Source organism: Streptomyces sp. NPDC050211 (assembly GCF_040656035.1).
Classification (GTDB): Bacteria; Actinomycetota; Actinomycetes; order Streptomycetales; family Streptomycetaceae; genus Streptomyces.
In genome coordinates this window covers 137490-155313 of the sequence record NZ_JBFALC010000014.1, presented here as the reverse complement: position 1 = coordinate 155313, position 17824 = coordinate 137490, and the positions used below count along the sequence as shown (strand labels likewise).

The following is a 17824-nucleotide window of genomic DNA, read 5'->3' as shown; positions in this document are numbered from 1 at the left end:
GGGCGGCGTCTTGGGGCGCCGCCCACCGCCGTTTCATCCTCGGCTCACGTCAGTGGTGGGCCCGGTTCCGGGTTTGGTACTGGTTCTGGGCCCGGTGGGACCGGGGACGGGTCCGGGCCGGGGACCGGGCTGGGGCCTGGTGGGGGGCCCGGGGGTGGTGCAGGGGGGCCAGGTACCGGTGGGGGCTCCGGTGTTGGGACCGGGGACGGTGGGGGCTCGGGGTGTGCGGGGTCCGGGCCGGGTGTGGGGCCCGGGGGGACGGGGTCTGGATTCGGGTTGGTCATGGTGTCCTCCGGCCAGTGGTGAAACGTCGGCTCTGGACTACTCCCCCGCGTACCCGGGCGCGGTACGGCCAGTCACTCGCCGGAGGCAACCGAGGGGTCCAGGTGGCCCGCCGCCTCCGCGCCGGCCGCGAGGGCCGGGCGCGGGCTGGACAGGACCGGGACCGAGGTCGTCGTCAGCTGCCGGGCCGGGGCCATGGACGGCTGGGCGAGGACGATCGCGTCGGCGTCGATGACCTCGTCGGCCGTGGTGGCGATCAGTCGGGCGTATCCGTCCAGGTCGCCCGTTTCGAAGCACCGCCAGGCGTCCGCCACCAGACGGGTCCGTACGTCCACGGGGTGCCCTGCGCGGCGGGCCTCCTCCTCGATCAGCGACACGGTCGGCCCGAAAGTGCTCTCCACCGTGCCGAGGACGACGACCCGGGACCCCGTGGCCACCGCGGCGGCCGCCATCGGACGGTCGCCGCGCAGCACCGGTACCCCGATCCCGGCGCCGGCCGATTCGGCGACGCCGCCGAGGGTCGAGCAGGTGCACAGCACGGCCCGGGCGCCGTCGGCGGCGGCCCGCTGCAGGACGGCACGCACGTCGTCCGCCACCGCCTCGGGGCCTTCGGCACGGGCGCGGTCGAGGAGCGATGCGTCGACGAAGTGCCGTAGCTCCAGGCCTGGGTGGTCTTCGTCGCGCAGGGCGTCGAAGACGGGGATGTGGACGGGTGAGGTGTGCAGGAGCGCGAGCAAGGTGCCGGGCCTCAGAATCGGTCGGGGTGGGCCGCCAGCCAGTCCTTCGCCGCACGCAGCAACTCCGGGTCGGCCGCCGGGGCCTCCTCGGGGTGGCGTTCCGCCCACTTCACGACGTACGGGCAGAGCGGGGCTACGGCGATGCCCTCGCGCTTGGCCATGGCGTACAGCTCGCGCGCCAGGGAGCCCGCGATGCCCTGTCCCTCGTGGGCCGGTTCGACGATGGTGTGCACGGGGACCAGGGCGTGCCCCGGCGCTTCGAGGACGAAGTACTCGATGTGGCCGACGACTTCGCCGTCGCCGCCGATGGCGTCCAGGCGGCCCGCCGCCCGGTCGTCGCGGATCTCTATCTCGCTCATGGGCACGCTCCTGGTCCGAAAATATGCGGCCGACGCGGTCAGGCCTGTACGGCCTGCGGGCTGCGCTCCTGGTCGGAGCCCGGCACCGGTGCGGACGGATCGGCGCCGAGGGCCACGATCCTGTTGTCGCGGTCCACATGCACGACCCGCGGCTGAAACGCCCGCGCCTCGGCGTCGGAGACCTGAGCGTAACTGATGATGATCACCAGGTCGCCGGGGTGCACGAGATGAGCGGCGGCCCCATTGATACCGACGACTCCGGAGCCGCGCTCCCCCTCGATGACGTACGTCTCCAGCCGGGCGCCGTTGGTGATATCGACGATATGGACGAGCTCGCCGGGCAACAGGTCGGCGGCGTCGAGCAGATCGGCGTCGATGGTCACCGATCCCACGTAGTGCAGGTCGGCCTGGGTGACGGTGGCTCGGTGGATCTTGGACTTGAACAGAGTACGCAGCACTTTGGACTCCTGGAAGACGGCTCCCTGCCTGCTTACTGCAGGTCAAAGGCGTTCCTCACTGTACAGCGGCATGCATTCAACTCGAAGAGTGTGTCCTTGCCACGCGTTCTTCTCCCCTGCCGCGCTCACACCGTCGGCTACGCCTCGCCCGCAACGCGCACACGGACATGCGCACGTTGCGGGACTGATCGACTCAGCCGCCGCTCTTACGCCTGAACGACCGCTGGCTGGCAGCCGGGCCGTGCGCCGCACGCACCTTCGACGCATTCGGGTTGGCGGCAACATCGGCCGCGTCCGCCTGGGCACCACGCTTGCGCGCCAGGGCTTCACGGAACTTGCGCTTGAGGTCGTCGTTGCCGTCGCTGTCCGGCGCCAGAGGGGACGTCTCGGGGGCAGCCGACTCCGAACCTTCCGGGGTTACGGGCTCTTCGGTCATGGTGACCTCCTGGGTTCGGGGGTGGGCCAGCACAGCTTGTCATGCCGGGCGCAGTGCGGGGCGCCGGCAACCTCATGCTGCTCTGTTGCGGCGGGTATCCCGTGGCCAGGAGATTCGCTGGCAGGGCAACGGCTCTCAGCCGTTGCGTCGCACCAGGGCGGCCTTGCGGGCCTCGGCGAGCTTGCGGGCCTCGCCGGACTTTCGGGATTTGCCGCCGGCGCCGCGGGAGGTGTCCTTGCTGGTGCCGAGGCCGCGGAAGGGAGCGTTGCTGTTCTTGGGTCGCGGGAGGGCGGGCCCGCGGTCGAGCGGGGTGCCGGAGGGAGCCTTGGCGCCGGTGATCCGGCTCAGTTCCGCCTCGCCCGAGCGCACCTTGGTGACGGTCGGCTCGATGCCGGCCCCGGCCATCATGCGGCTCGTCTCGCGGCGCTGGCCCGCCAGTACGAGCGTGACCACGCTGCCGGACTCATTGGCGCGGGCGGTGCGGCCGGCCCGGTGCACGTAGTCCTTGGGGTCGGTGGGCGGGTCGACGTTGACCACGAGATCGAGGTCGTCGACGTGCAGGCCACGGGCCGCGACATTGGTCGCCACCAGAACGGTGATCTGGCCGTTCTTGAACTGCGCCAGGGTCCGTGTGCGCTGTGGCTGGGACTTGCCGCTGTGCAGGGCCCCGGCGTGCACCCCGCTGGCCCGCAGATGCCGGGTGAGCTGGTCGACGGCGTGCTTGGTGTCGAGGAACAGCAGTACGCGGCCGTCGCGGGCGGCGATCTCCGTGGTGACGGCGTAGCGGTCAGGGCCGTGGACGACCAGAACGTGGTGTTCCATGGTCGAGACCGTCGCCGCGGACGGGTCGACCGAGTGGACGACGGGGTCGTGGAGGTAGCGGCGGACCAGCTGGTCGACGTCGCGATCCAGAGTGGCCGAGAAGAGCATCCGCTGACCGTCGGGGTGCACCTGATCGAGCACGTCGGCGACCTGCGGCAGAAATCCCAAGTCGCACATCTGGTCGGCCTCGTCCAGCACGGTGATCCTTACCTGTCCCAAGCGGCAGGCCTTGCGCTCGATCAGGTCGTGCAGGCGTCCGGGGGTGGCGACGACCACCTCGGCTCCCTGGCGCAGCGCGGCGATCTGCCGGCCGATCGACATGCCGCCGACGACCGTGGCCATCCGCAGCCGCAATGCCTCGGCGTACGGCGCCAGCGCCTGGGTGACCTGCTGGGCCAGCTCCCGGGTGGGCACAAGGATCAGAGCGCGGGGCTGCTTCGGTTCGGCGCGCCGCCCGGCCGTACGTGTCAGCAACGGCAGGCCGAAGGCGAGCGTCTTGCCCGATCCGGTGCGCCCGCGTCCCAGGACGTCGCGCCCCGCCAGGGCGTCGGGCAGTGTGGCGGCCTGGATCGGGAAGGGTTCGCGCACCCCGAGTTCGCTCAGTGTCCGCAGCACCTCCACCGGCAGTTCCAAGCCGGCGAAGGAGACGGCCGGGGGCAGCGCCGGAGTCATGGCCTCTGACTGGGCGGGACCGCCGTGAGCGATGCCGGCGTCGTCGGGATCCTTCATGAACAGCCTTCCGCAGGGGGACGTACCGAGGAAGGCCCGGCAGGATTGAACAGCCCACGCACCAGCGGAACCGAACAAGCAGAATCGCCCACCGCGACGACCACGCAAACGCGTGACACTAGCACAAGGCATAAGCCTCCATGGCCGAACTCTTCACCACCAAGCCAACCCCGCCCAGTGGGACATGACCCCCTCCCGGTCCGTCGTCACCTGGCATTATGTGGGCGAGCGGAGATCCACCCGTTCTGGGTCGCAATGGGGGCGAGGGGCATTGGCACGTCCGAATTCAGGTGACGATCAGCTGCAGGCCCTTCACCAGCAGGGCTGGGAGGCCGCGTGTTCGCTGCACCGGCACCTGAGCAGCGGAGGAGAGTTGGCTCCGATTCCCACTCCGGGCGTGCTGCTCGAAGTGGGGGAGATCGCGTACGGCGACGTAGCGGCGGACTACTCGCGCTTTTACGGCACGAATGTGACCTACAACCAGCGCTCGGGCTTCTACTTCGGGTCACCGATGTTCGTCGCCGCCGGGCTGGTCGGAGACGCGCTCGCCAACAACAGTGCCCGCAACCGGGCGCAGGCGATGGCTCAGGCGCAGTGGCGTGACTTCTCCCCCTGCCGCGCGATCCTCACCGACCGTCGCATGCTGCTGCATGTCGCGGCCGAGAACCGTTGGGTGACGGTGCGGCACCACGAGATCGTCAGCTTTCTTCCCGTGCTGGAACAGTGGGCGCTGTTCACCGACTACCAGCAGTGGGAGCCGATGCGGTTGGCCGGGCCGACCGTGCCATGGCTGACCGCAGCGACGATCTCCGTGCTCAACCGGGGCCGGTCCGAGTACCAGCAGCTTCCTCCACTGCCGCTGCCGGACTGACGTCAGTTGCTGCGCCGCAGCGTTCCGGTGTCCTCCACACTTGTCACCTTGTAGCGCAGGCTGCCGTCGTCCGAGGGGGTCAGGATGATGTCGACTTCGTCGACGCAGTTCAACGGGCTGCTCTCCTCGGTGATTTCCTCTCGGACCTGTACCGAAGTCCCGGTGTCCATGGTGAGGATCCATCGGCCGCTGCAGTCCAGTGACGGGTATTCGACGGTGGCCACCTGATCGCTGAGCTTCCCGCCCGTGTAGTTCACCTTGATCGAGTAGAGGCCGCCGTCCCCCTCGCGCACGTTCCCGGTCCACTTGCCCTTGTAGTCGGCTGGGGACGCCTTCGGGGACTTCGTGGAGGAACCTGCCCCGGACGCCCCCGAGTTGCCCGAGTTCTCGTTCCCTCCGCCGGGAAGCCGCACGGCCAGGACGATGGCGAGTACGGCGACGGCGGCCACGGTGAGCACGGGGCCGACCCGGCTCTTGCGACGGCCGCCCGGCTGCAAGCCGCCCGGCACCGGCGGCATCGGTGGTGTGGTCACCGTCATCCGGGGTGTCGGCATCGGCGGCATGGGTGTTGAGGTCGGCGTGGGTGCCGGAGGCATCGGTACCGGCGTCGGAGTGCCCGGCGGCGGAGGCGGGACGCGCCCGCCCTGCATGGTCGGCAGGGCGTGCACGTCGTCCCCGCCCCGGCCCGCGGCGGGGTTGTCGACCTGGGTCGGCGGCGGCTCCTCGAGGTCGAGGAGGCCGGCGGCGTGCCGGCCGAGCTCCGCCATCAGGTCGCCCGGAAGCCATGCGTCCGAGCGGGCATCCGCCGTGGCCGCCTCTGCCGTCGCCAGGATCTCGGGCAGCGGAATCCGGTCCTCGGGCCGCTTGGCGAGACACCGTCCCACCAACTCGGCCAGCGGCTCCGGCATCCCCGCCAGGTCCGGGTCGTCCTCGGTCGCCCGCAGCATGAGCGCGTGGGCGCCGCTGTCCGGGCCACCGAACGCCTGTCGGCCCGTGGCGGCGAACACCAGCACCAGGCCGAGGCTGAACACGTCGCTCAGCCCGGTGATCTCGTTGCCCAGGATCTGCTCGGGCGACATGTACCCGGGAGAGCCGACCATCGCACCGGTACGGGTCAGCACGCTCGCGTCCGCCGCGCGCGCGACTCCGAAGTCGATCACCCGGGGACCGATGACCGTCAGCATGACGTTCGACGGCTTGAGGTCCCGGTGCACCAGTCCGCAGCCGTGGATGCTCTGCAGCGCACGCGCCAGACCGGCGGCCAGGTGCCACACCGACCGCTCCGGCAGCGGCCCGCTGATCTCGGTCACCGCCTGGTGCAATGTGGGGCCGGCGACATACCCGGTGGCGACCCAGGGCGTGTCCGCCTCGGTGTCGGCGTCCAGGACCGGAGCCGTCCACTCCCCGCCCACCCGCCGCGCCGCGGCCACCTCCGCGCGGAACCGGCTGCGGAACTCCGCGTCGTACGCCAACTGCGCATGGACCAGCTTCACGGCGACCGTGCGCCCGCGCTGCGACCGGCCGAGGAACACCTGCCCCATGCCCCCGGCCCCGAGCCGTCGGAGCAACCGGTATTCCCCGACCTGCCCGGGATCGCCCGGTCGCAAGTTCTCCATGATCGTTTCGTCCCCCTGCTCAGCGTGCCACTACAGCCGGACGCTCATTACAACATCACCGGTTGCGTCCACGGGCGTCACCTCACCGGACTCGAACTGGGTCCGGTACAGCTCCGCGTAGCGTCCCCCCTTCGCCAGGAGTTGCTCGTGCGTGCCGCGTTCCACGATGTGCCCCGCCTCGACGACCAGGATCAGGTCCGCCGCCCGCACGGTGGACAGCCGGTGGGCGATGACGACGGCGGTCCGGCCCTCCAGGGCCTCCGTCAACGCCTCCTGGACGGCGGCCTCGGAGGTGTTGTCCAGGTGGGCGGTGGCCTCGTCGAGGATGACGACGCGCTGGCGGGCCAGCAGGAGCCGGGCGATGGTCATGCGCTGGCGTTCGCCGCCGGAGAGGCGGTAACCGCGCTCGCCTACGACCGTGTCGAGGCCGTCGGGCAGGGATCGTACGAGATCGGCCAGGCGGGCGCGGCGCAGGGCGTCCCACAGCTCGTCCTCGGTTGCGGCGGGGGCGGCGAGGAGGAGGTTGGCGCGGACGGTGTCGTGGAAGAGGTGGCCGTCCTGCGTGACCATGCCGAGAGTCGAGCGCAGGGAGTCGGCCGTCAGGTCACGGACGTCGACGCCGCCGATGCGTACGGCGCCCTCGTCGACGTCGTACAGGCGCGGCAGTAGTTGGGCGATCGTGGACTTTCCGGCGCCGGAGGAGCCGACGAGGGCGACGGTCTGGCCGGGTTCGGCGCGGAAGGAGATGCCGTGCAGGACCTCGTCGCCGCCGCGGGTGTCGAGGGAGGCCACCTCTTCCAGGGAGGCCAGGGAGACCTTGTCTGCGGACGGGTAGGCGAAGCGGACGTTCTCGAACGTGACGGCGACCGGGCCGTCGGGCACCTGCCGTGCGTCCGGCTTTTCCTCGATCAGCGGCTTCAGGTCGAGGACTTCGAAGACCCGCTCGAAGCTCACCAGGGCGCTCATCACCTCGACGCGGGCGCCGGCGAGGGCGGTCAGCGGTGCGTAGAGGCGGGTCAGCAGCAGCGCCAGCGCGACGACGGCGCCCGGCTCCAGCGTGCCGCGCAGGGCGAACCAGCCGCCGAGACCGTAGACGAGGGCGAGCGCGAGGGCCGACACCAGCGTGAGCGCGGTGATGAACGCCGACTGGGCCGTGGCCGTCCGTACGCCGATGTCCCGGACCCGGCGAGCGCGGGCCGCGAACTCCTCGGACTCCTCCTCCGGGCGGCCGAAGAGCTTGACCAGGGTGGCGCCCGGCGCCGAGAACCGCTCGGTCATCCGGGTGCCCATCGCCGCGTTGAGCGTCGCCGCCTCCCGCTGCATGCGGGCCATGCGGCTGCCCATCCGCCGCGCGGGGACGACGAACACCGGGAGCAGGACGAGCGAGAGCAGCGTGATCTGCCAGGACAGGGTGAGCATGACGGCGAGCGTGAGCACCAGGGTGACCAGGTTGCTGACCACGCCGGACAGGGTGTTGCTGAACGCCCGCTGCGCGCCGATCACATCGTTGTTGAGACGGCTGACGAGCGCCCCCGTACGAGTGCGTGTGAAGAACGCGACCGGCATGCGCTGCACATGATCGAACACAGCCGTCCGCAGATCGAGGATGAGCCCCTCCCCGAGGGTGGCCGACAGCCGTCTGCCGAGGATGCCGAGTACCGCCTCGACGACCGCGATGAGCGCGATGAGGAGCGCGAGGCGTACGACGGTTCCCTCGTCGTCGCCCGTCACGATCGCGTCCACGACGTAGCCGGCCAGGACGGGGGTGGCGACGGCGAGCAGGGCCGTGACCACCCCGAGCCCCACGAAGCGGACGATGCGCGTGCGGTGCGGGCGGGCGAACGCGCCGATGCGGCGCAGTGTCGCGCGGGCGAGGGGACGGCGCTCCTGCTGGGCGCTCATGACACTCTGCAGCTGTGTCCAGGCTGTGATCTCCATACTCATGAGAGGGACCGTAGGACCTCAACCATCCTTGAGGTCAACGCCGAATCGGCACCGTCCGGGCACACGATGGATGCGAGGCCGTGCCCGGGGTGTCAGCCTCCGTCCCCGCTCCCGCAACCTGGCGTTGTCCTGGCGCGGAAAACCTCTCACGATGTGATGGTCGTGCGTCTTCCCCGAGGCCTCAAGCGCCTCCCGTACCGGCAGATACTGATGCTGGTCCCGCTCGCGCTCGTGCTGTGGGTCGCCGTGCGCCACTGGTCCGTGCTCGTGGAGGGCTTCGGACACCTGCGCCACGCCGAGTGGCCGTGGCTGCTGGCCGCCGGCGCGGCCACCTGCGGCACCTGGGTCGCCGCGTCCGCCGCCCGGCAGGGCGCGCTCGTCGAGCGGCTTCCTGTACGGCGGCTGCTGGCCACGCAGTTCGCGGCGGGCGCCGCCAATCACCTGCTGCCGACCGGTCTCGGGGCCAGCGCGGTCAATCTGCGGTTCATGGCGGTGTGCGGCGTTCCGCTGGCCCGCTCGTCGGCCGCCGTCGCGCTCTATCTGCTGGCGGAGTCGATCGCCCGCGTGGGCATGCTGGCGGCCCTGCTGATCGCCTTCCCGCACGCGCTGCAGCTCGGCTCGCTCCTGCCGGACGGCGTGGCGGGCCCGTTGCTGACCGGCATCGGCGTGGTGGCCGCCGTCGCGCTGCTGGTCCTGCTGCTCGTACGGAAGCTGCGCACCATCGTCTTCACCTTCCTGCGGACCGCGCTGGGCGAGGCGAGGGCCGTGCACACCCGGCCCTGGCGCGCGGTGGCCCTGTGGGGCGGCTCGTTGGCCTTCCCCGCTCTTCAGGCGGCCGGACTGGTCGCGGTGGGGCTGGCGTTGGGGCTGCCGGTGCCGCCCGCGTACATGGTGGTCGCGTATCTGGCGGCGACTGTCGCTGTCGCGCTGATACCGACGCCCGGCGGCATCGGTTCCGTCGAGGCGGCGCTGATCGTCGCCCTAGTCGCGGCGGGCGGGCCGGTCGCCGTGGCCACGGCGGTGGTGCTGGCCTACCGGATCATCACCGTCTGGGTGCCGATCCTGCCGGGGGCGTTGACGTTGGGCGCGTTGGTGCGGATGAAGGTCATCTGACATCGCGCTGCGACCGGTCGTCGATCGTCTGCGGGCTCGTCGTGGCTGGTCGCGCAGTTCCCCGCGCCCCTACGGGGCGCTGCCGCACCGCACTTTCACCCGTACCGGGCCGCCCTTCGGGTCGATTCGGTGGGTCCAGCGTGCGGTGAGGGTCGGGCGGTGGTTCACGAGGGGCGCTCGGTGAAGGGTTCGGTCGTCCTGTGTGATGTGCAGGGTCGGGCGGGTGAGCGGGACGGTCGTACGCAGGACGTAGGGGAGGCGGTCGGTCGGGGTGACGCGGTTCGGGGCGATCCAGTACAGGGGCGGGTCGACCACCAGGGGGACGCCTTCGGACCATTCCGCCCCCGCGAGCCACACCTGGACGGCGCTCGCCGCATGCGCACCCTCTCGGGCCGCCCTATCCGCACTCTCCACGGGGTGCAGCACACTGCCGACTGCGAAGACGCCCGGGCGTAGCGTGCGCAGCGCCCCGTCGACGGCGGGTCCGCGCGTGCCGGGGTCGAGTGGTACTCCTCCGCGCCGGGCGAGTTCGTGGTCGGGTACGAAGTCGCCGGTGAAGATGATCGTGTCGCAGGGCAGCACTGTCGTACGGCCGTCGCGGTGGCGGATCCGGACGCCGGACAGGCGTCCATGGCCGAGGAGTTCGGTGACCGTGGTGCCGGTGAGGAGCGGGATGCCGTGGCGGAGGCGGGCGTTCTGGGCGCGGGCGGGTGTCGTCCGGGCGCGCGGGAGTTCCGTGACCATGGCTACGACGTCGGCTCCCGCGGCCCGTACGGTGTCGGCGGCGGCGTACGAGACGTCCTCCGCGCCGACCACGACCGCTCGGGTGCCGATCCGCTGCCGGTACAGGTGGACGGCCTGCTGGAGTTCGCCGGTGGTGTACACGCCGGCGGGCCGGGTGCCGGGCACCAGACGTGCGCTGCGTGGGCGTTCGCGGGCGCCGGTGGCGAGCACGACCGCCCGTGCGGTGATCGTCTCCGGTCCGTTCGGGCCGACCGCGGTGAGCGTGAGCGGGCCGGTCCAGTCGAGGACGGTCACGCCGGTCCGTACGACGGCTCCGGCTCTGGTCACCGCGTCGGTGAGCAGATGGGCGTACGCCGGTCCGGTCCGCGGACGCAGCATCGTGCCGAAGCCGCCGTGCGCGCAGTGCCGGGGTACGCCTCCCGCCTGCTGCTCGCGCTCCAGCACCTCGACATGGCCCGCGCCGGCGGTGGCGAGACGGGCGGCCGCCGTGAGTCCGGCGGGGCCCGCGCCGACGACCAGGACATCGATCCGGCGCTCGGACGTCATGCGCCGGCTCCCTCGAACAGCGCCCGTACGGCCGCACCGCAGTAGAAGCCCTGGCAGCGGCCCGCCCTGGCCCGGGTCCGGCGGCGCAGTCCGTCCAGGCTGCGGGGCGGGATCGTACTGGCGAGGGCGTCGCGGATCTCGCCGCGGGAGACGCGCTCGCAGTGGCAGACGAGGGTGCCGTACTCGGGGTCGGCGGCGATGAGTTCGGGGCGCTGGTGCGGGCGGGGGAAGGCCTCACCGAGGTTCGGCATGCGCACCGGCTCCAACTCCCGTGCCGGGCCCGGGTCGAGGCCAATCTCGGTGAGCAACTCGGTGACGTGGGCGGCGATGGCGAGCGAGGCGGTGAGGCCGGTGGAGCGGATGCCGCCGACCGTGACGTAGGACTGCCCCGGGTGGGCGCGGATGCGGTAGTCGTCGTGCTCGGTGGCGGCGCGCAGCCCGGCGTAGACGGCGGTGACCTCTTCGTCGAGCAGTTCGGGCAGGATGCGGCGGCCCTTGTCGCGCAGCAGCTGAAGCCCGTCCGCGGTGGAGTGCGTGGCCCGCTTGTCGTCCAGGTTCTCGGCGGTGGGGCCGAGGAGCACGTTGCCGTAGACGGTGGGGGCAACCAGCACGCCCTTGCCGAGCGCTGTGGGCACGGGCAGCAGGATGTGGTCGACCAGGCCGCGGGCGAACTTGTCGAAGACGATGAGCTGGCCGCGGCGCGGGGTGACGGTGAAGTCGTCGTGGCCGAGCCGCCGGTCGAGTGTGTCGGCGTGCAGTCCGGCCGCGTTGACCAGCCAACGGGCGCGCAGTGTGCCCCGGTCGGTGCCGAGGACGTGCAAGTCGTCCTGCCGATTCACCTCCTCCACACGGCAGTTGAGGTGCAGGTCGACTCCGTGCCGGACGGCCTGGGTGGCGTAGGCGAGTGTCGTCGTCCAGGGGCAGATGATGGTCTCGCCGGGTACGTGCAGCGCGCCGAGTGCTCCGGGGCCGAGGTGCGGTTCGCGGTCGTAGAGGTCCGTCGGGCCGAGGATACGGGTGTCGTGGTAGTCGTTGCGCTCGGCCTTCTCGACGAGTCGGGGCAGCGCGGCGAGCTGTTCCTGGTCCCAGGCGACGAGGAGGGCGCCGGTCGTTTCGACGGGGATGCCGGACTCGGCCGCGTACGCGGCGAGTTGACGGGAGCCCTCGCGTACGAGCCGGGCCTCGAGCGAGCCGGGCACCGCGTCGAACCCGGTGTGCAGGATCGCGGTGTTGGCCTTCGAGGTGGCGTCGCCGACGTCGTCCCGGGCTTCTACGAGGGCGACGCGGAGGCGAGGGTGGCGGGCGAGTGCGCGGGCGATGGCGCAGCCGACGACACCGGCGCCGATGATCGCGACGTCGTAGGTCAGCGAGGGCAGCGGCCCGTTCATGTGGGCGCTCTGCTGCCTGACGCCGGCGTCAGGCAGCGCCCGAAGGGGCGCGGGGCTGTGACATATGCGGCTCCGCCGCGTGGGCGCGACCGGCCACAACGCGCCCGCAGACGCTCGACGGCCAATCGCCCCACCCCCCGCGGAGCGCTTCGCTCGCTCACGTCGGCGCCCTGTCGAGCAGTGCCGCCACTTCCCGGCGGAACTCGGAGAGGCGGGCGGCGGCCTCGTCCGCGCTGATGCGTGGCTCGTACACCGCCGACGGTTTCCAGTCGGGCAGTGCCTCGGCGACTGTCAGGCCCGGCTCGGCGCCCAGCCGGGCCAGCGCGCCCACACCGAGCGCGGTCGCGTCCGGCAGCGCGGACACCTCGACGGGGCGTTGCAGCAGGTCGGCCTGGGTCTGCATGAGGAGGGTGGAGCGGGTCAGGCCGCCGTCGACGCGGAGTACCGAGAGGGCCTCGCCCAGATCGAGCGCGGCGGCTTCGGCGAGTTCCGTGACCTGCGCGGCGATGCCCTCGCACAGGGCGCGCACCAGGTGCCCGGCGGTGGTGTCGAGGCCGAGTCCGGTGAGCGAGCCGCGCAGGTCGCCGCGCCACCAGGGGGCGGCGAGTCCGGCCAGCGCCGGGACGAAGGTGACGCCGCCGCTGTCGGGCGCCGAACCGCCCACAGGATCAAGGTCCGCGGCGCCCTTGATGACGCCCAGGTCGGCGAGCCAGCGTACGGCGGACGCGGCCGTGTACACCTGGCCGTCGAGGCAGTAGCTGGTGTGTCCGCCGAGGCGCCAGGCGACACAGCTGACCAGCCCGGAGGTGCCCCGGCGCGGTGTGTCGCCGGTGTGGGCGAGCAGGAACGCCCCTGTTCCGTAGGTGCACTTGGCGCCGCCGGGTTCGGTGATGCGCTGGGCGAGCAGGGCGGCCTGCTGGTCGACGACGAGGCCGGTGAGCGGGATGGCGTGGCCGAAGGCGGTGGTCGTGCCCACCGGTCCGGCGACGTCGACGACTTCGGGGAGCCGTTCGTCCGACAACCAGTAGAGGTCGAGGGCGCGCGGTGACCAGGATGTGCGGTCGAGGTCGAGCAGTTGGGTGCGGCCCGCGGTGGCCGCGTCCGTGACGTACGCGCCGGTGAGCCGGTGCACCAGCCAGGCGTCGGAGGTGGTGACGACTCCCTCGGCGGTCAGGTGCCGTCGTATCCACGCCATCTTGGGCGCGGCGAAATACGGGTCGAGCGGCAGCCCGGTCAGCTCCCGTAACTCCTCGTCGTGGTCGGCGAGTTCGGCGCATACGCTCTCGGCGCGGCGGTCCTGCCAGACCAGCGCGTCGGTCAGCGCGCGGCCGGTGTCCGGGTCCCAGGCCAGGACGGTCTCGCCCTGGTTGGCGAGGCCTACCGCGGTGACCGGCTCCCGTGCCTCGGCCAGGGCGCGGTCCGCGGCCTCGACGACGGAGGCGTACAGCTCGCCGGGGTCGACCTCGACCAGCCCGCCGGGCAGATGGCGGGGCCGTACGGCGGCGAAGCCGGTGCCGATGACGCCGCGTTCGGGGCAGATCACCAGGGCCTTGGTGCCGGAGGTGCCCTGGTCGACGGCGAGCACCGGACCTGTCATCGCACCTCTCCCGTCGAAGCCCATCGAAGGCCAGTCGAGTCCCGTCGAAGCCCCTGGGCGATCACCGTGCGCCAGCCTGCCGCCGCTCCGCAAGCCCGTCAAGCAAGCCCATCAAGCAAGCCCGTCAAGCAAGCAAGGGAGACGCACGGTCAACCGGCAGGCCCCGCAAAGGAGTTCGAGAGGATCAGCAAACCCACAGCGATGCGGAAGCTCCGCCTCTATAGTGACCGCCGACCGCGCGACTCCTCAACTGCCGCCCGGAGGAAGGCTGTTGTTACTCCCGTCTGCCGTCCCGACCTGCCCTCTTCCGGGGACGGGCGACTGATGGCCAGAGAAGGAGCACGCCCCGCCTACGATCCCGCCGGCCATGACTCCGCGCTGCGCGCCACTCTCCAGGAGCTGCGCACCGGCCGCTGGATGGCGATGCGCGGTCTTCTGCTGGAGACCAGGCAGTGGTGGCAGTGGACACAACGCACCCAGATCCTCGCGACCGCCGCGGCCGGCACCGACGTGGTGCGGGCCTGGCTGTCCGAGGAGCCGCACAGCGTCCCGGCCGTGGTGATGCACGCCCGGGTCACCGTGGAACGCGCCCTGCGGGCACACCGGGAGGAGCACCGCCGTACGCACGAGCTGTGGCAGGAGGCCTGGCAGGCGTGTGACACGGCGACGCGCACCGCATCGCACGACCCGGTCCCCTGGGTGTGCCTGCTGGCACTGGCCCAGCTGGACCGGGACCGGCGCTGGTCCGAGCACCGCTGCGGACCGCCCGAGCCGATGCTGCCGCCGGGGCCGTGGGGGCTGCTCGCGGAGGCCGACAAGCGTGACCCGTACAACCGTGAGGCCCACCATCGGATGCTGCAGTTCCTCTACGGGCGCGGCTCCAGCGGGCGGCTGGCGGAGGCGTCCGGGTATGCGCACTGGGCCGCGGACTCGGCGCCCCCGGGCTCCGCGCTGCATGTCCTGCCGCTGTATGTGCGGGTGGAGCGCTACCGCCGCTCGGGCGGGCGGGACGCCGCGCTCGATCTGCACTGGGTGGCGGAGGACGCCACCCGTGAGGCACGACAGGCGTTCCGGTCCTGGTTCGAACTCAGCCGTCCCGCCGAGCGCTCGCCGCTGGACCTCAACCACGTCGCCCACGCCCTGTGGGGCGCGCTCCGGTTCCCGGAGGCCGCCCGGGTGTTCGACGCGCTGGGCCCGTACTGGACGCCCGTCCCCTGGGCCTACCGCACCTCCGATGCGGGCGACCGCGGCCAGGCGGTGGACGTCTTCCTCCAGGCGCGCGCCCGCACCCGGTCGGCCGCGGACGACTTACGCCCACACCCCTGACCCCGTCCTCTCCCGGAGGTAGGTTCTGCATGTCCCGCGCCCCCGCTCCGTCCGGCGTCCCGCCCCACGACGAGGAACAGCGCCTGCGTGAACTCGGCTACCGCCCGGTGCTCGCCCGCCGCATGGGCGGCTTCGGCAACTTCGCCATCAGCTTCTCCGTGATCTCGATCCTGTCCGGCTGCATGACCCTGTACGGCTTCGGCATGGGCGCCGGCGGGCCCGCCGTGATGCTGTGGGGCTGGGCCGGTGTCGGTCTGTTCGTGCTGTGCGTCGGACTCGCGCTGGCGGAAGTCACCAGCGCGTATCCGACCTCGGGCGCCCTGTACTACATGGCCGACCGGCTCGGCGGCCGACGCTGGGGCTGGTACACGGGCTGGCTGAATCTGCTCGGTCTGCTGGGCGCGATCGCCGGTATCGACTACGGGGCCGCGCTGTTCACCGGCGCCTTCATGAACCTCCAGTGGGGCTTCGAGCCGACGCCGGAGAAGACGTTCCTGATCTTCATGGTGATCCTGCTGCTGCACGCCACGCTGAACCTGTTCGGCGTCCGGCTGGTCAGCGTCCTCAACTCCATCAGCGTGTGGTGGCACCTCGCCGGTGTCGCGGTCATCGTCGGGGCTCTGGCCATCGTTCCCGACCACCACCAGTCGCCGTCCTTCGTCTTCACCGAGTTCGTCAACGACACCGGCTGGTCCAACCCTGTCTACGTCGCCGCGATCGGCCTGCTGCTGGCGCAGTACACCTTCTCCGGCTACGACGCCTCCGCCCACCTCTCCGAGGAGACCTCCAACGCCTCGGTGTCGGCGGCCCGCGGCATCGTGCGCGCCATCTGGGTCTCCTGGATCGCGGGCTTCGTGCTGCTCGCCGGCCTCACCTTCGCCATCCAGGACTACGACGCCACACGCGCCAGCGAGACCGGGGTGCCGCCCGCGCAGATCCTGCTCGACGGCCTCGGTACGGACGGCGCATGCGCCCTGCTGCTCGTGGTGATCGTCGCCCAGCTGTTCTGCGGCAACGCCGAAGTGGCCGCGGCCAGCCGCATGGTGTTCGCGTTCAGCCGGGACCGTGCGCTGCCGGGCTCCCAGCTGTGGCGCAAGGTCAGCAGCCGCACCCAGACCCCGGTCGCCGCCGTCTGGCTGTCGGTGGCGGTCGCCTGCGTCCTCGCCCTGCCGTCCCTGTACTCGGCGACGGCGTACGGCGCGGTCACCGCCATCAACGTCATCGGCATCACGCCCGCATACGTCATCCCCGTGTTCCTGCGGCTGCGGGCGGGCGACCGCTTCCAGCCGGGGCCCTGGAACCTGGGCCGGTGGAGCAGGCCGATCGGCTGGACCGCGGTGGCGTGGGTGGCCTGTGTGACGGTGCTGTTCTGCCTGCCCCAGTCGTCTCCGGTGACGGTCGACACAATGAACTACGCCTCTGTCGCCCTCGTTGTCGTACTCGTCCTCGCCACGGTGTGGTGGTTCGTCGCCCGGCGTTCGTACGGAACGCCCACCACAGCGGCGTACGGCGACGACCGGGAACAGGCCGAACTGGCCGAGGGAATCGTCTGAGCTGCGCGATCCGGGCATCGGTCCAGGTACGAACTCCTGTGCCCGATACGGCAGGATGAGCCCTCGCGCCGGACATCGAAGGACCTGTCCGGCGCGAGGCGCACATCACGGAAGCGAGCAGGTGACCAGGTGACGAGACTTCACATCCGGCTGTCGGCGAGGAATGTCCCCGCGGATCTTCTCACCGGAGGTGACCGGTGAACCGCGAACTCACCATGCACGACCTGGTCATCGCCGGTATCGCGGTGGCCGCGGGCCTGCTGGCGGCGTTCCTGCTGCGGATGCTGCTGCGCTGGCTGGGCAAGCACGCGGACCGCACCCGCTGGACCGGCGACGAGGTCATCGTCGCCGCGCTGCGGACCGTGATCCCGTGGGCCGCGGTGGTGGCCGGCGCGGCGGCCGCGGCGGCGGCGCTGCCGCTCACCAGGACGGTTCATCGCAACGTCAACCAGGGCCTGACCGTCCTCCTGATCCTCGTCGTGACGATCTCGGCGGCCCGGATGATCGCCGGACTGATCCGCACGGTCACCCAGGCCCGCTCCGGGGTCGCCGGGTCGGCCACGATCTTCGTCAACATCACCCGGGTCGTGGTCCTGGCGATCGGCTGCCTGGTGGTGCTGCAGACACTGGGCATCTCCATAGCCCCGCTGCTCACCGCCCTCGGTGTCGGTGGTCTCGCGGTCGCCCTGGCGCTTCAGGACACGCTCGCCAACCTCTTCGCGGGCATCCACATCCTCGCCTCGAAGACCGTCCAGCCCGGTGACTACATCCGGCTGAGCAGCGGCGAGGAAGGCTATGTCACCGACATCAACTGGCGGCAGACCACCGTCCGCAACCTCTCCAACAACCTGGTCATCATCCCCAACGGCCAGTTGGCGGGGACGAACATGACCAACTACAACCGCCCCGAGCAGGACCTGACCATCCTGCTCCAGGCGGGGGTCGCCTACGACAGCGACCTGGAGCACGTGGAGCGGGTCACCATGGAGGTGATCGCCGAGGTGATGACCGAGATCACCGGCGCCATGCCAGACCATGAGCCGGCGGTGCGCTTCCACACCTTCGGCGACTCGCGCATCGGGTTCACGATCATCCTGGGCGTCGGCGAGTTCAGCGACCAGTTCCGGATCAAGCACGAGTTCATCAAGCGCCTGCACAAGCGCTACCACGAGGAGGGCATCCGCATCCCCTCCCCGACCCGCACGGTGGCCCTGCAGCAGGGCGCGGTGTCGATTCCGCAGCAGCGCGGCGCGGAGATCGTGGTCGAGCCGGGCGAGATCCCCTCCGCCCGGCTCGACTGAGC

General features: G+C 71.4%; 15 protein-coding genes. 5 read left to right on the top strand and 10 right to left on the bottom strand.

The features are described 5' to 3' along the window. Positions 1–356: 356 nt before the first annotated feature. From AB0I98_RS17800 to AB0I98_RS17780, 5 genes are all read right to left on the bottom strand, one after another. Positions 357–1019, bottom strand: a complete 663-nt coding sequence (locus AB0I98_RS17800) for an aspartate/glutamate racemase family protein (protein ID WP_362942174.1) — start codon at positions 1017–1019, stop codon at positions 357–359. Positions 1020–1030: 11 nt separating this feature from the next. Next, positions 1031–1378: a GNAT family N-acetyltransferase gene (locus AB0I98_RS17795; protein ID WP_362942171.1), complete on the bottom strand. Its 348-nt coding sequence runs from the start codon at positions 1376–1378 to the stop codon at positions 1031–1033. Positions 1379–1416: 38 nt separating this feature from the next. Continuing rightward, a complete protein-coding gene (gene panD / locus AB0I98_RS17790) occupies positions 1417–1836 on the bottom strand; it encodes an aspartate 1-decarboxylase (RefSeq protein WP_362942168.1) in 420 nt (139 codons plus the stop codon). Between the two features lie 193 nt (positions 1837–2029). Beyond that, positions 2030–2272 (bottom strand): DUF5302 domain-containing protein, encoded by a 243-nt coding sequence (locus AB0I98_RS17785; RefSeq protein WP_362942165.1) that lies wholly within the window; start codon positions 2270–2272, stop codon positions 2030–2032. A gap of 135 nt (positions 2273–2407) precedes the next feature. Continuing rightward, positions 2408–3823: a DEAD/DEAH box helicase gene (locus AB0I98_RS17780; RefSeq protein WP_362942162.1), complete on the bottom strand. Its 1416-nt coding sequence runs from the start codon at positions 3821–3823 to the stop codon at positions 2408–2410. A gap of 373 nt (positions 3824–4196) precedes the next feature. Between AB0I98_RS17780 and AB0I98_RS17775 the strand changes: the two genes are divergently transcribed. Continuing rightward, a complete protein-coding gene (locus AB0I98_RS17775) occupies positions 4197–4694 on the top strand; it encodes a hypothetical protein (protein ID WP_362942159.1) in 498 nt (165 codons plus the stop codon). A 2-nt stretch (positions 4695–4696) separates the two neighbouring features. On the opposite strand, the gene AB0I98_RS17770 is transcribed toward AB0I98_RS17775, so the two are convergent. Together AB0I98_RS17770 and AB0I98_RS17765 are read right to left on the bottom strand one after the other, a co-directional pair. After that, a complete protein-coding gene (locus tag AB0I98_RS17770) occupies positions 4697–6310 on the bottom strand; it encodes a serine/threonine-protein kinase (protein WP_362942156.1) in 1614 nt (537 codons plus the stop codon). 30 nt (positions 6311–6340) lie between these two features. Further along, positions 6341–8248 (bottom strand): ABC transporter ATP-binding protein, encoded by a 1908-nt coding sequence (locus AB0I98_RS17765; RefSeq protein ID WP_362942199.1) that lies wholly within the window; start codon positions 8246–8248, stop codon positions 6341–6343. A 162-nt stretch (positions 8249–8410) separates the two neighbouring features. On the opposite strand from AB0I98_RS17765, the gene AB0I98_RS17760 reads away from it, so the two are divergent. Beyond that, positions 8411–9367 (top strand): lysylphosphatidylglycerol synthase transmembrane domain-containing protein, encoded by a 957-nt coding sequence (locus AB0I98_RS17760; RefSeq protein ID WP_362942153.1) that lies wholly within the window; start codon positions 8411–8413, stop codon positions 9365–9367. Between the two features lie 69 nt (positions 9368–9436). Here AB0I98_RS17760 and AB0I98_RS17755 read toward each other — a convergent pair whose 3' ends face one another. The 3 genes from AB0I98_RS17755 to AB0I98_RS17745 form a co-directional block, all read right to left on the bottom strand. Then, positions 9437–10657: an FAD-dependent oxidoreductase gene (locus tag AB0I98_RS17755; RefSeq protein ID WP_362942150.1), complete on the bottom strand. Its 1221-nt coding sequence runs from the start codon at positions 10655–10657 to the stop codon at positions 9437–9439. After that, entirely contained in the window at positions 10654–12045 is a 1392-nt protein-coding gene (locus tag AB0I98_RS17750) for an FAD-dependent oxidoreductase (protein ID WP_362942147.1), read from the bottom strand. The genes AB0I98_RS17755 and AB0I98_RS17750 overlap by 4 nt, the downstream gene beginning before the upstream one ends. A 157-nt stretch (positions 12046–12202) precedes the next feature. Next, a complete protein-coding gene (locus AB0I98_RS17745) occupies positions 12203–13642 on the bottom strand; it encodes an FGGY family carbohydrate kinase (protein WP_362942144.1) in 1440 nt (479 codons plus the stop codon). A gap of 324 nt (positions 13643–13966) precedes the next feature. On the opposite strand from AB0I98_RS17745, the gene AB0I98_RS17740 reads away from it, so the two are divergent. The 3 genes from AB0I98_RS17740 to AB0I98_RS17730 all read left to right on the top strand — a co-directional run bounded on the left by AB0I98_RS17740 (position 13967) and on the right by AB0I98_RS17730 (position 17822). Further along, a complete protein-coding gene (locus AB0I98_RS17740; protein ID WP_362942141.1) occupies positions 13967–14968 on the top strand; it encodes a hypothetical protein in 1002 nt (333 codons plus the stop codon). Positions 14969–14997: 29 nt separating this feature from the next. Then, entirely contained in the window at positions 14998–16521 is a 1524-nt protein-coding gene (locus AB0I98_RS17735; protein WP_362942138.1) for an amino acid permease, read from the top strand. Positions 16522–16718: 197 nt separating this feature from the next. Then, complete coding sequence (locus AB0I98_RS17730) at positions 16719–17822, top strand: mechanosensitive ion channel family protein (RefSeq protein ID WP_362942135.1); 1104 nt, start codon at positions 16719–16721, stop codon at positions 17820–17822. Positions 17823–17824: the final 2 nt, after the last annotated feature.